Consider the following 12,130-nt stretch of genomic DNA (forward strand, 5'->3'; position numbering starts at 1 on the left):
GGGGGCGACCACGCCGGTGGCGGGAGTCTGCTCGGGTGCCGCCGACTCGTCCTCGCCGTGGTGCTCGTGGCCTCCGGCCGTCGGGGCGGCCGTCGCGCCCTGGGTCGCGCGGGACGCGTCGCGTCAGCCTTGGGAGTCACCGAGACGGGGGTCGAGGTCGCCTGGTGCGTGCCAACCCGTCCCGGTGGAGCTGTGGGCCGAGTGGGCCTGTGGTTCGGGCGGCTTGTCGGCTTCGGGCTCTGGGCGGGGCCGTCGGCGTGTGTGTTCCGTGGGCTTGGCGTCGCCTGGTGCGTGCCCCCGTCCTGGTGGAGCTGTGGGGCGAGTGGGCTTGTGGTTCGGGCGGCTTGATGGCTTCGGGCTCTGGGCGGGGCCGTCGGCGTGTGTGTTCCGTGGGCTTGGGGTCGCCTGGTGTGTGCCCCCGTCCTGGTGGAGCTGTGGGGCGAGTGGGCTTGTGGTTCGGGCGGCTTGTCGGCTTCGGGTTCTCCGCGGGGCCGTCGGCGTGTGTGTTTCGGGGGCTTGGGGTTGCCTGGTGTGTGCCCCCGTCCTGGTGGAGTCGTGGGGCGAGTGGGCCTGTGGTTCGGGCGGCTTGATGGCTTCGGGCTCTCGGCGGGGCCGTGGGCGTGTGTGTTCCGTGGGCTTGGCGTCGCCTTGCCTGCCAACCCGTCCCGTGCAGCCGTCAGTCGAACGGGCCCACGGCCCCGGCGGCTTGGCCGTCCCGGGCGGCCTCAGGTGGTGGCGGCGGTGGCCGGCGCGGCGAAGGCCGCGGGCGCGAAGTTCCACGACAGCAGGGCGCGCCTGCCGTTCCAGTCGCCGAGGTGGCTGATGGAGCCCGTCGAGAGGGTCAGCCGCGGAGCGGCGTCCGGCGGCAGGCCCAGCCAGCGGGTGGCGATGAGCCGGATGAGGTTGCCGTGCGAGACGAGGACGACGTCGCCGCCGGCCGCGACATGCGGCGCGAGCCGTGAGAGGACCCGGTCCGCCCGGTCCGTCACCTCGCGCAGGCACTCGCCACCGCACTCCGCGGAACGCAGCGCGTGGTTCCACAGGTCGTGCCCGCACGGGAGCACTTCGCAGCCTTCGTCGGCGGCATGCGGCGCCTGCCCCTCGGCGGGGCTCATGCGGTAGCTCCACTCGACCAGCTCGGGGTCGATCTCCGGCCGCAGACCGGCCAGCCGGGCGGTCCTGCGGGCGCGTGCGGCAGGGCTGCACAGGACCTTCGCGTAGCGGCGCCCGCCGAGGTGGGGGCGCAGCAGGCCCGCCTCGTGGTCGCCGGTGGCGTTGAGCGGGGGATCCTGCGGCCCGTCGTAGTAGCGCCGCCCGCGGTTCCAGTCGGTCTCGCCGTGGCGCACCAGGATCAGCCGGCCGGCCATGGGGCTTCCTCTCGCTCGTCCTGCCCGGGCGCACTCCGCCCGGTCCTCCTGCGCCCCTTCGCGGCGTACCGCCGCGAAGGGGCCGCCGCCGTACGCAGGACGCCGAGTTTGACGGTGCCGAAGGCCACGAAGAGGACGCCGACGACGAGCGGACCGGTCAGCCGGCCGGCACCCGCCGTCGGCGCCGTCCGCGCCCCCGGCGCCGTCGCACCCGTCCCGGGGACCACGGCGACGCAGACCAGGGCCACGAGGACCACGGCCACCGCCGGCAGCAGCCGGAGCGCGAGTTTCGGCAGCCCGCGGCGGGCGCGGCGCAAGCGGCGCGGTTCGGTGCGGCCCATGGGATCTCCTCGGGATGGTCTACGGCGCGGGGCGGTACCGCCGGATTCCGGTCGGTACCGCCCGATTCCCACGGTCCGTCACGTCCTTGCACGGGGATTGCGCGCGGCTTGCCCGTCCCCCGCCCCGCGCCCCCGCGGTCCACGGGACCCGCGCGCCGCGGTCAGGCCGCCGGACTCGCGTCCAGCAGCCGGGTGAGCCGGGTCAGTTCGAGTACCCGGCGCACCGGGACCGAGGCCGCTCCGATGGTGAACCGCCGGCCCCGGCGGACGCCGAGGTCCGCGGCCTCGACGAGCGGCCGCAGCCCCGAGCAGTCCAGGAACCTCAGGTTCCGCAGGTCGACGGTGATGTCCTCGCCCCGGCCCGCGCAGTCCCGCAGGACCGCGCGGACCCGGGGCGCGCCGGCCAGGTCGAGCTCGCCGCAGAGCGTGACCAGCGCATGGCCGGCGCCGCGCCGCACGGCGATCCCCAACTCCCCGTGCCCGTGCACCCGCAGGAGCGGCGGCACGTCCTTCGGGGATCGCGTCGGGAACGTACTCGGCACGGTGGTCATGGGGGGCCTTTCGGAGGGTTTGCCGCTCGATCGCGGGTCGCCGTCGCACACCGACGGACTTTCTACAGATTGCGGCGCGAACGGCCGTGAACCATCAGTCGCCAGGGCGAATCCCGGCGTAATCCGCGGGGATGAGACGCCGGTGCTCTCCACCCCGGGAACGGCGCGCCCCGGTGCGCGAGGGCCAGAAGGCCCGGTGCCCCACGAGGGCGGTGAGGGCCGGTATCAGGAGCCACGACGTGACGAAGGTGGCCAGGACGACGCCCATCGCCACCGGCAGTCCCACGGACGCGGTGGAGCTGCTGAAGCCCAGGACGCCGAAGCTCGCGGCGAGGATGACGCCGGCGGCGGCGACCGAGGGGCCGGCGTGGACGACCGCGTAGCGTGCCGCCTCCCGCGGGGTGGCCCCGCGCACCAGCTCCTCGCGCAGCCGGGCGATCATCAGGATGTTGTAGTCGGTGCCGATCGACGCCACGAAGAGATAGACGATCAGTGGCACGGTGAACGTCACCCCCGGCTTGTGCTGGATGTGCTGGAAGAGCAGCACCGCCGAGCCGAGCGTGGCCGCGAAGCCGAGGCCGACCGCCGCCATCAGGTACAGCGGGGCGAGCACCGCCCGCAGCGTCAGCAGCAGGATCACACCGATCGCCACGGCCGCGATGGGGATGATCAGCCGCAGGTCGTGGCCGACGACCCTGCCGGTGTCGGCGTACGCGGCGGTGAGGCCGCCGAGCGCGACCGAGGTGCCGGGCGGGGCCAGCGCGCGGGCCTTGGGGACGAGCACGTCGTCGTGCGCGCGCAGCGCCTGGGTGCCGGTCGGGTTGATGGTGAGCGCCATGTCGATCTGCGCCACCTTCGCGTCGTCCGAAATCCGTACGACCCGCGCCTCGCCCACGTCCGGCAGGCGTTCCAGCCGGGACGCGTACGGCGCGAGCCGCGCGCGGGAGAGGGTGCCCTTCTCGGCGGTGACCATCACCTGTGTCGGGGTGAGCACGCCCTCGGGGAACGCCGACTTCAGTTCGGCGTAGCCCTGGGCGGCGTGACTGCCCTTCTGGTACGGCGACATGTCGTAGTCGGCCTTGTAGCCGAAGGCGAACGAGGCGAGCGCCGCCAGCAGCAGCGTCGCGGCACCGGCCACCGCCGCCGGGCGCCGCGCCACGAGCCCGGCCACCGGCCCCGTCACGCGCAGGGCCGGGGCACGGCGCCAGGACGGCCGGCGCGACAGACGCCCGCCGAGCACCGTGAACAGCGCGGGGACCAGCGTGAGCGAGGCGAGGAGCATCACCAGGACGGACACGCCCAGCGCCGGGCCCAGCACCCGGAAGTCCGGCATCTGCGAGGCGAGCAGCGCCACGAACGAGACCGCGACGGCCAGCGCCGAGGACACGACCGCCTCGCCCACCCGGCCCACGCCCGCGGCCATCGCGGTGCGATGGTCCTGCCCCGTGCGCAGCCGCTCGCGGTAGCGGTAGAGCAGGAAGACGATGTAGTCGGTGCCCACGCCGAAGAGCACCACCGGCAGCAGTTCGGTCGCGGTCTTGCCGATCTGCACGCCCGCCAGGTGCGCGCCGATGGTGAGCAGCCCGGTCACGCCGAAGCCGACCAAGGTGATCGTCACGAGGCTGAGGACCGCGATCAGCAGGCTCCTGAAGAGCGCGATCAGCAGCACGAACACCACGGCGATCATGGCGTACATGACGACGGCGCTCATCCGGGCGTCGTCGGCCATCGCCGCGGTCTCTCCCGTCAGGTGGCCGCGCAGGCGCGTGCCCTCGGTCGCCTCGGTGAGGTCCTTGTCCAGGCCGGTCGCCGCGGTCTGGGCCCGCCGGTCGTCCGACGGCTTGTCGAACACCGCCTGGGCCAGCAGGACCTTCCGGTCGGGCGACAGCTGTCCGGGCCCGGTGGAGACGTGTACGGCGGCGGGACGCGTGCGCTGCTCGGCCTTCCGGTCGACCCGCTCCACCAGCCGCTCGGCGCTCGCCACGTCCGCGCGGGTCAGCGGGCGGTGGTCGACCCGGCTCAGGACGAGGGTGGCCGTGCCCCGGTCGTCGGGCACGCCGAAGGCCCGGTCGGCGATGCGCTGGGCGCGGGCCGACTCGTACTCGGCGGGCAGGCCGCTGCTCTGACGTGTGTCGGTGTCGTTCCAGTGCCGGGCGCCGGCGTAGCCGACGCCCACGCCGGTCAGGGCCAGGAGCACCGCCGCCCAGACGAGGATGACGAGGACGGGCCGCCGGGTGACGGCACCGCCGAGACGGTCGAACACGGAAGTTCCCTTCGCGGGGCTGGTACGGCTCCCGCTCGCTGCGGGAACCACTGCCGTCCAGCCTTCGGCCGTCCCCGGGCGCGACCGTCGGCCGCGATGCGGAACTCCTCGCTCATCAGGGCGGGGGAGCGTGCCGCGTGCCTCGGCCGGGAGGGCGAGAGCGGGCCCGCCCGGGCGCCGCGGGCCTCCTCCGGAAGGATGACGGCAGCACGGATGACCCCGGCCGCGGAAACTCGTGATCGTGGCCGAGGTGGCTCCGGCCGGCCCGGTCTACCGTGGGTTCATGACCTTCTTCGACACGATCGCCAGGCGGCGGGTGCCGAGCGTCGTGATCGACACGGTGCTCGCCGCGCTGCTCGCCCTGGGATCCCTGTCGACGGTGGTCAACACCGTGACGCTCCCGGGCGGGCCGGACCGGGCCCCGCTCGGGTACGCGCTCGCGCTGCTCACCGGGCTGCCGCTGATCGTGCACCGCCGGTGGCCGGTGCCGGTGCTGGTCGTCGTCTCCCTGGCCGCCGCCGCGCTGCAGGGGATGGAGTACATCCCGCAGCCGGTCGGGGCGCACGGCGTGTCGATCGGCCCCGTCTACCTGGCCGTCGCCGTCACGGTCTTCCTGACCGCGCTGCGCATCTGCCGGTCGTGCTCGTTCGCGCTGCCCGCCGGGATCGTCCTGGCGACCAGCCTCGCCGAGTTCGAACTCGACCCCGGTTACCGGCTCTCGGCCGTGGTCACGATGAACGTCCTGCTGGTCGCGGCGTGGGCGCTGGGCGAGCTCGCCCGGGCGCGGCGCGCGATCGCGGCCGACATCGTGGAGCGCGCCGCCGCCGCGGAGCGGGAGAAGACCGCCAACGCGCGGGCCGCCGTGGCCCAGGAGCGCGCCCGGATCGCCCGCGAGCTGCACGACATCGTCGCCCACAACGTCAGCCTGATGGTGGTGCAGACCATCGCCGCCGACCGTGTGCTGGACCGCGACCCGGTCAAGGCGCGGGAGCTGCACGCGGGCGTCGAACAGACCGGCAGGGCCACCGTGGTCGAACTGCGCAGGCTGCTGGACGTCCTGCGCACCGACGACGACGAGGAGCCCGCGCGGCGGCCGCCGCAGCCGCACATCGACGAGATCCCCGGACTGCTCGCGGCCGTCGGCGACGCGGGACTGCAGGTGCGGTCCACCACCCTGGGCAGCCCGCGCCCGCTGCCCGCCGGCACCGAGCTCACCGTCTACCGCGTCGTGCAGGAGGCACTGACCAACGCGCTCAAGCACGCGGGCCGCACCCGTGCCGGACTCACCCTGGACTGGCGGCCGGCGGAACTCGTGGTCACCGTCAGCGACGAGGGGCGCGGAGCGGACGCCGACCTCGTGGCCGCGCCGCCGGCCGGCGGCGGCCACGGCCTGGTCGGCATGCGCGAGCGCGTCTCGGCCGTCGGCGGGCGGCTCGAGACGGGCCCCCGTCCCGGCGGCGGATTCGTCGTCCGCGCCGTCGTACCCGTCCCGCCGCCGGAGGACGGCGGCGAAGCCGAGGAAGGAACGGTGCGCCATGGGCGCGATACGCGTACTGCTCGTCGATGACCAGCCGATGATCCGTACCGGGTTCCGGTTCATCCTGGAGGCCGAGCCGGACCTGGTCGTCGTCGGCGAGTCGGGCGACGGGGCCGCGGCCGTCGAGGACGCCCGGGCGCTGCAGCCCGACGTCATCCTGATGGACATCCGCATGCCGAGGATGGACGGCGTCGAGGCGACCCGGGCGATCGTGGATTCCGGGCTGTCCGCCAAGGTCATCATCCTCACGACGTTCGACCTGGACGAGCACGTCGTCGACGCGCTGCGCGCCGGCGCCGGCGGCTTCCTCGTCAAGGACGGCCCCGCCGCCTCCCTCATCGACGCCATCCGCGTCGTCGCCGCGGGTGAGGCCGTGATCGCCCCGCGCGTCACCCGCCGTCTCCTGGACCGCTTCGCCCGGCTCGACGACGGCACCGGGGAGACCACACCGCCCACCCTCGAACGGCTGACCGGCCGCGAGCTGGACGTGCTGCGCGCGCTGACCCGCGGGCTGTCGAACGCCGAGATCGCCGCCGACCTCGTGGTCAGCGAGGCCACCGTGAAGACCCATGTGGCCCACATACTGGAGAAGTTCGGCCTGCGCGACCGCGTCCAGGCGGTCATCCTCGCCTACGACGCGGGGCTGGTGACCCCCGCGACGGGCCGCTGAAGCGGGGCGAGGTGCCGCGTGGTCACCACACGGCGGCCGCGCTCGTCGTCGTGGATGGACGTGGAGCCGGCCAGCCGGCGCACGATCTCCAGACCGCGGCCGTGCTCGTCCGCCGGTGTGCTGTCGGGGCCGCCGCCGTCGTGGTGCGGGGCCTCGCCGCTGTCGGTCACGGTGATGACCAGGCCCTGGTCGCGCATGGTCAGCCGGACCGACATCTGCGCCCGGCCGTGGCGGGCGGCGTTCGCCGCGAGCTCGTCGACGATCAGCTCGGCGGCGATGCGGTCGTCGGCGGTCAGACCCCACAACCCCAGCAGTTCCGACGTGAAGTGCCGCGCGGCGCCCACGTACGCCGGCTCCGCCGGCTGCACCAGTTCCGCCGATCGGGTGGGGGCGGTGTCACCGCACATGACGTGTGCCCTTCATCGATGAGGCCCGCGGTCCCGGCGACCGCGGGATCGCCCCACCGGCCACGCCGTGCCGCACGGCACGCCGGGATGCCGGCCGTCCGGACGGCCGTCGTCTCCGGCGCCGCTCCCGTCCCCCCGCGCGGATAGCGTGGACGTGTGCGTCTTCTTGTGATGTCCGATACACACCTGCCCAAACGTGCCAAGGCGCTTCCGGCCGAACTACTGGACCGGATTCCCGAGGCCGACGCCGTCATCCACGCCGGCGACTGGGTCGACGCCGCCACCCTCGACCTGCTCCAGGCGCGGGCCCGCCGGGTGATCGGCGTGTACGGCAACAACGACGGCCCCGAACTGCGGGCGCGGCTGCCCGAGGTCGCCCGGGCGGAGCTGGGCGGGCTGCGCTTCGGCGTGATCCACGACAGCGGCCCCGCCCAGGGACGCGAACGCCGCTGCGAGGAGCGCTTCCCCGAACTGGACGTCCTGGTCTTCGGGCACAGCCACATCCCGTGGGACAGCACGGCGCCGGGCGGGCTGCGGCTGCTCAATCCCGGTTCGCCGACGGACCGCAGACGCCGACCGTACTGCACCTACCTCACGGTCGAGGCGTCCGGCGGCGCGCTCGGCGAGGTGCGCCTCCACGAACTGCCGCGCCGCTGACGGGCGCGGCGGCGGACCGCGCTCAGTGCTCGAGCGCCGGGTCGCCGGCCGGCCGTCCCGCGCCCGAGGGCTCGGAGACCCTGATCGCCCCGGGCGCGTCGGCGGTCCGCGTCTCCCGCTCCCTCGGCTCCCCGGCCGGGGTGACGTCCGCGGGCGGCAGCAGCGCCAGCACCGCCCGGCGGTGCGCGTCGCTGGCGTCCTCGTCGAAGGGGTCCGGGGTCGCCGGCACCTGCACGCGGAGCACCGGCGCGGACCCCAGCCGCACATAGCCGCGGCCCGGCGGCACCTCCGCGGCCGAGGTCGAGCACTGCGGCGCGCCCAGCACCGCCTGGGTCTGCTCGGCGGTGACCGCGCCGAGCAGCACCCGGGCCCTGGTGTGGGCGATGACCACGTGGGAGAGCGCCTCGGCGCCGTCGAGATGGTCGGCGACCGCGACGGTCACCCCGGCGGCCCTGCCGTGCCGCAGCGGGATGTCCAGCAGCTCCTGCGGGTCGGGCCGGTTCTCGGCGTGCGCGAGCTGGCTGAGCACCGTGGGCCGGTCGACGAGGATCCACAGGGGGCGCCGGACGTCCTCGGGCGCGGCCCGCCCCGACTGCCGGGAGCGGTTCACGGCGATCAGCCGCCGCTCGGTCTCGTGCGCCGCCCACTCCAGGGTGGCCAGCGTGCCCGCGAGCCCGCTCTCGACGGCCATGACGCCCGGCCGCCCGGTCAGGCACGCGTACTCCCCGGTCCCGCTCCCGTCGACGACCAGCACGTCGCCCTCCGGCAGGGCCTGGAGGGCGATGGAGCGCAGCAGCGTGGTCGTGCCCGTGCCGGGCTGGCCGAGCGCGAGCAGGTGCGGCTCGGTGGAGCGCGGGCCGGTGCGCCACACGACCGGGGGCGCGTCCCTGACCTCCTCGCCGTCCTCGACCGGAACGGTGCGCTGCACCGCCCCGGGGTCGGTGAAGCCGAGCACGGTCTCGCCGGGGGAGGTCACGAAACGCTGGGCGGCGATGCCGGTGGGCAGCGGGGGCAGGGCCGTGAGGGTGAGGTGGTTCTCCTCCTCGTTCCACTCGAAGCGGTACTCCCGGCCGCGTCCCACCTTGGCGTGCAGCACCTGCTCCACGCGGTTCCTGGCCGCGGCCTCGCCGTCGGTGAAGTAGGCGGGGTACTTCAGGTTCAGCCGGGCGAGCCGCCCGTCCTCGAACTCGTGGTCCGCAAAGGCGTTCTCCCAGCTGCCGTCGTGCGCGTAGATCGGGCTGGGGTCGTTGGGGTCGGACAGATACGGCACCAGCGCCTCGTACAGCGCGGTGAGCCGGTCGTTCTCGGCGCCGCTCGGTCCGGTCGGGGCGGGTGTGCGGTCCCGTCCCATCCAGCCCGCGCAGCCCATCAGCGCGGCGAACATCAGATACGCGCCGTACGGCAGCAGGACCAGCACGAGGAAGCCTCCGCCCACGGTGGCCATCAGGGCCGGTCCGCGCCGGTCCTTGGGCGTCCTGCCCCACCACTCGCGCGCCCACACCGCCTGGCGGCGCAGCCCTCGCAGGATCACGAACAGCGGGTGGAGGACGTCCGTGACGCTGTCGGCGGCGCTCCGCACGAGCTCACGGCCGCGGACGAGCGAGGGGCGGCTGCTCAGGAGGGTGGAGAGGGGGCGCCGGACCACGGGGAGCTCCAGAGGATCGTTGCGGGACGGTACGACGGAACGGGACGGGAAGGGCCCGGTGCGGAGCGGCGCCGGGCCCGGTGGGGCGGCCGTGCGGAACGGCCGGGCTAGAACTTGATCCCGCCCAGGAGGCTCGCCAGGCTCGCCCCGCCGGCCTTGATGCTCGGGGCGATGGCGGTGCCCGCGAGGTAGAAGCCGAAGAGGGCGCAGACGAGCGCGTGGGACGCCTTGAGTCCGTCCTTGCGGAAGAAGAGGAAGACGATGATGCCGAGCAGGACGACGCCTGAGATGGACAGGATCATGGGGGTTACTCCTGTGTGATGGGGACTGTCACCATGAGTTGTTCCAGAATTACAGATAGTAATATGTTCTGAAAAGAGGCAAATGGGTGATTTGTCGATAAGTTCACCCGACTGGCTCTGCTGAACTGTTTCTCCGGGCGCGATCCTCGCCGGTCGTCCGGCGTGTCATGTGGCAGGCCCCGCCGACGGAGCAATGAAGTCGCCCGTTCGAGTGATCAAAATCGATAAGGTTTGGCCATGGCTTTCCGAGCCGTCCGTGAGCCCGCGGCAGGGCGGGCCGCGGCGGTTGAGGCCGCATAGGGTGGATCACAAGCGGTTCCGCCCGCACACGGCAACCAGTCAGTCCGAGTGAGGAACGATGAGCGAGCCGACCCCGCAGCCCGACCCGGCCCAGGACCCCGACGTCCTGCGACTCGCCGCCGAGCTCTTCGACCTGGCCCGCCGCGGAGGCACCGAGACGCTGGCGGCCTATGTGGACGCCGGGGTGCCCGCCGACCTCACCAACGACAAGGGCGACACCCTGGTGATGCTCGCCGCCTACCACGGCCACGCCGGGACCGTCACCGCCCTGCTGCGGCGCGGCGCGGACCCCGACCGCGCCAACGACCGAGGCCAGACGCCCCTCGCGGGCGCCGTCTTCAAGGGAGAGGACGAGGTGGTCCGCGCCCTCCTCGACGGCGGCGCCGACCCCGCCGCGGGCACCCCCTCGGCCATCGACACCGCGCGCATGTTCGGCAAGGAAGCACTACTGGAACTCTTTGGCGCCGCATGACCACCCGGCGCGCCACGACCACCGCAGCAAGCACGATGAAGAGAAGTGGACCCATGACGGAAACCGACAGCTGGATCAATCCGCTGCGCGATCCATCCGACCGGCGGCTGCCGCGCATCGCGGGGCCTTCCGGCCTGGTGATCTTCGGTGTGACGGGTGACCTGTCCCGCAAGAAGCTGATGCCCGCCGTGTACGACCTGGCCAACCGCGGGCTGCTGCCGCCGGGCTTCTCGCTCGTCGGTTTCGCCCGCCGCGACTGGGCGGACGAGGACTTCGCGCAGGTCGTGCACGACGCGGTCAAGGAGCACGCGCGCACCCCCTTCCGCGAGGAGGTCTGGCAGGAGCTGGCCTCCGGAATGCGGTTCGTCCCCGGCGACTTCGGCGACGACGACGCCTTCGACAAGCTGCGCGGCACGGTCGAGGAACTCGACAAGGCCCGCGGCACCAGCGGCAACTTCGCCTTCTACCTCTCGGTGCCGCCCAAGTTCTTCCCGACCGTGGTCCAGCAGCTGAAGAAGCACGGGCTGTCCGACCCTCCGAAGGGCTCGTGGCGCCGGGCCGTCATCGAGAAGCCCTTCGGCCACGACCTGGCCAGCGCGCAGGAGCTCAACCGGGTGGTCCACCAGGTCTTCCCGCCCGGCGAGGTGTTCCGGATCGACCACTACCTGGGCAAGGAGACGGTCCAGAACATCCTGGCGCTGCGCTTCGCCAACACGATGTTCGAGCCGCTGTGGAACCGCTCCTATGTCGACCACGTGCAGATCACGATGGCCGAGGACATCGGTATCGGCGGGCGCGCGGGTTACTACGACGGGATCGGCGCCGCGCGCGACGTCATCCAGAACCACCTCCTCCAACTCCTCGCGCTGACCGCGATGGAGGAGCCCGCGGGCTTTGACGCCAAGTCCCTCGTCCAGGAGAAGTTCAAGGTCCTCCAGGCCGTACGGCTCCCCGACGACCTGGGCAGGCACACCGTGCGCGGCCAGTACGCGCACGGCTGGCAGGGCGGCGAGGAGGTGCTCGGCTACCTGGAGGAGGACGGCATCGAGGCCAGGTCCAAGACCGACACCTATGCCGCGATCAAGCTGGGTATCGACAACCGCCGCTGGGCGGGCGTCCCCTTCTACCTCCGGGCCGGCAAGCGGCTGGGCCGCCGTGTCACCGAGATCGCGGTCGTCTTCCAGCGCGCGCCCCATCTGCCCTTCAGCCACAGCGACACCCAGGAGCTGGGGGAGAACGCCCTGGTCATCCGTGTCCAGCCGGACGAGGGCGTCACCGTGCGCTTCGGGTCGAAGGTGCCCGGGACGTCGATGGAGATCCGGGACGTGACGATGGACTTCGCCTACGGCGAGTCCTTCACCGAGTCCATACCGGAGGCCTACGAACGCCTCATCCTGGACGTGCTGCTCGGCGACGCCAACCTCTTCCCGCGACCGCAGGAGGTGGAGGAGTCCTGGCGCATCCTCGACCCGATCGAGGAGTACTGGGACCGGCACGGCAGGCCCGAGCAGTACACCGCCGGTACCTGGGGTCCGAAGGCGGCGGACGAGATGCTCGCACGAGACGGCAGGAGCTGGCGCCGGCCATGAACATCGATCTGACCGATACCACCTCAAGC

12 protein-coding genes are annotated in these 12,130 nt (G+C 73.3%); 5 read left to right on the forward strand and 7 right to left on the reverse strand.

Annotation, left to right across the window (positions count from 1 at the left end; all coding sequences use genetic code 11):
• Window positions 1–725 precede the first annotated feature (725 nt).
• From AB0F62_RS41310 to AB0F62_RS41325, 4 genes are all read right to left on the reverse strand, one after another.
• Window positions 726–1,367, reverse strand: a complete 642-nt coding sequence (locus AB0F62_RS41310) for a histidine phosphatase family protein (protein ID WP_361811589.1) — start codon at window positions 1,365–1,367, stop codon at window positions 726–728.
• Entirely contained in the window at window positions 1,352–1,708 is a 357-nt protein-coding gene (locus AB0F62_RS41315) for a hypothetical protein (RefSeq protein ID WP_361811592.1), read from the reverse strand. The genes AB0F62_RS41310 and AB0F62_RS41315 overlap by 16 nt, the downstream gene beginning before the upstream one ends.
• A gap of 161 nt (window positions 1,709–1,869) precedes the next feature.
• Entirely contained in the window at window positions 1,870–2,259 is a 390-nt protein-coding gene (locus tag AB0F62_RS41320) for an STAS domain-containing protein (protein WP_361811595.1), read from the reverse strand.
• A gap of 94 nt (window positions 2,260–2,353) precedes the next feature.
• Window positions 2,354–4,522 (reverse strand): MMPL family transporter, encoded by a 2,169-nt coding sequence (locus AB0F62_RS41325; RefSeq protein ID WP_361811597.1) that lies wholly within the window; start codon window positions 4,520–4,522, stop codon window positions 2,354–2,356.
• A gap of 283 nt (window positions 4,523–4,805) precedes the next feature.
• Here AB0F62_RS41325 and AB0F62_RS41330 point away from each other — a divergent pair, with 283 nt between their 5' ends.
• Together AB0F62_RS41330 and AB0F62_RS41335 are read left to right on the forward strand one after the other, a co-directional pair.
• Window positions 4,806–6,089 (forward strand): sensor histidine kinase, encoded by a 1,284-nt coding sequence (locus AB0F62_RS41330; RefSeq protein ID WP_361811601.1) that lies wholly within the window; start codon window positions 4,806–4,808, stop codon window positions 6,087–6,089.
• Window positions 6,058–6,729: a response regulator transcription factor gene (locus AB0F62_RS41335; protein ID WP_361811604.1), complete on the forward strand. Its 672-nt coding sequence runs from the start codon at window positions 6,058–6,060 to the stop codon at window positions 6,727–6,729. The genes AB0F62_RS41330 and AB0F62_RS41335 overlap by 32 nt, the downstream gene beginning before the upstream one ends.
• Here AB0F62_RS41335 and AB0F62_RS41340 read toward each other — a convergent pair.
• Window positions 6,690–7,136 carry an ATP-binding protein gene (locus tag AB0F62_RS41340; RefSeq protein ID WP_361811607.1) on the reverse strand — a complete coding sequence of 149 codons (447 nt, stop codon included), beginning with the start codon at window positions 7,134–7,136 and terminating at the stop codon, window positions 6,690–6,692. The genes AB0F62_RS41335 and AB0F62_RS41340 overlap by 40 nt on opposite strands.
• A gap of 156 nt (window positions 7,137–7,292) precedes the next feature.
• Between AB0F62_RS41340 and AB0F62_RS41345 the strand changes: the two genes are divergently transcribed.
• Entirely contained in the window at window positions 7,293–7,793 is a 501-nt protein-coding gene (locus tag AB0F62_RS41345; RefSeq protein ID WP_361811610.1) for a metallophosphoesterase, read from the forward strand.
• A gap of 22 nt (window positions 7,794–7,815) precedes the next feature.
• Here the strand turns inward: AB0F62_RS41345 and AB0F62_RS41350 are convergent, their stop codons facing one another.
• Window positions 7,816–9,438, reverse strand: coding sequence for a hypothetical protein (locus AB0F62_RS41350; RefSeq protein ID WP_361811613.1), 1,623 nt, complete (start codon window positions 9,436–9,438; stop codon window positions 7,816–7,818).
• 107 nt (window positions 9,439–9,545) lie between these two features.
• Window positions 9,546–9,740 carry a hypothetical protein gene (locus AB0F62_RS41355; RefSeq protein WP_018534760.1) on the reverse strand — a complete coding sequence of 65 codons (195 nt, stop codon included), beginning with the start codon at window positions 9,738–9,740 and terminating at the stop codon, window positions 9,546–9,548.
• A 358-nt stretch (window positions 9,741–10,098) separates the two neighbouring features.
• Here AB0F62_RS41355 and AB0F62_RS41360 point away from each other — a divergent pair, with 358 nt between their 5' ends.
• A complete protein-coding gene (locus AB0F62_RS41360; RefSeq protein WP_361811616.1) occupies window positions 10,099–10,512 on the forward strand; it encodes an ankyrin repeat domain-containing protein in 414 nt (137 codons plus the stop codon).
• A 53-nt stretch (window positions 10,513–10,565) separates the two neighbouring features.
• Window positions 10,566–12,101 carry a glucose-6-phosphate dehydrogenase gene (gene zwf / locus AB0F62_RS41365; RefSeq protein WP_361811619.1) on the forward strand — a complete coding sequence of 512 codons (1,536 nt, stop codon included), beginning with the start codon at window positions 10,566–10,568 and terminating at the stop codon, window positions 12,099–12,101.
• Window positions 12,102–12,130 lie beyond the last annotated feature (29 nt).

The sequence above is a fragment of the Streptomyces sp. NPDC026673 genome, assembly GCF_040638135.1.
In the GTDB taxonomy this organism is placed as follows: Bacteria; Actinomycetota; Actinomycetes; order Streptomycetales; family Streptomycetaceae; genus Actinacidiphila.

Excerpts from the sequence above, each read along its gene's own strand:
- AB0F62_RS41355 (WP_018534760.1), bottom strand. The coding sequence starts at position 9,740 with ATGATCCTGTCCATCTCAGGCGTCGTCCTGCTCGGCATCATCGTCTTC.
- AB0F62_RS41335 (WP_361811604.1), top strand. The coding sequence starts at position 6,058 with ATGGGCGCGATACGCGTACTGCTCGTCGATGACCAGCCGATGATCCGT.
- AB0F62_RS41360 (WP_361811616.1), top strand. The coding sequence starts at position 10,099 with ATGAGCGAGCCGACCCCGCAGCCCGACCCGGCCCAGGACCCCGACGTC.
- AB0F62_RS41310 (WP_361811589.1), bottom strand. The coding sequence starts at position 1,367 with ATGGCCGGCCGGCTGATCCTGGTGCGCCACGGCGAGACCGACTGGAAC.
- zwf (WP_361811619.1), top strand. The coding sequence starts at position 10,566 with ATGACGGAAACCGACAGCTGGATCAATCCGCTGCGCGATCCATCCGAC.
- AB0F62_RS41330 (WP_361811601.1), top strand. The coding sequence starts at position 4,806 with ATGACCTTCTTCGACACGATCGCCAGGCGGCGGGTGCCGAGCGTCGTG.
- AB0F62_RS41315 (WP_361811592.1), bottom strand. The coding sequence starts at position 1,708 with ATGGGCCGCACCGAACCGCGCCGCTTGCGCCGCGCCCGCCGCGGGCTG.
- AB0F62_RS41340 (WP_361811607.1), bottom strand. The coding sequence starts at position 7,136 with ATGTGCGGTGACACCGCCCCCACCCGATCGGCGGAACTGGTGCAGCCG.
- AB0F62_RS41320 (WP_361811595.1), bottom strand. The coding sequence starts at position 2,259 with ATGACCACCGTGCCGAGTACGTTCCCGACGCGATCCCCGAAGGACGTG.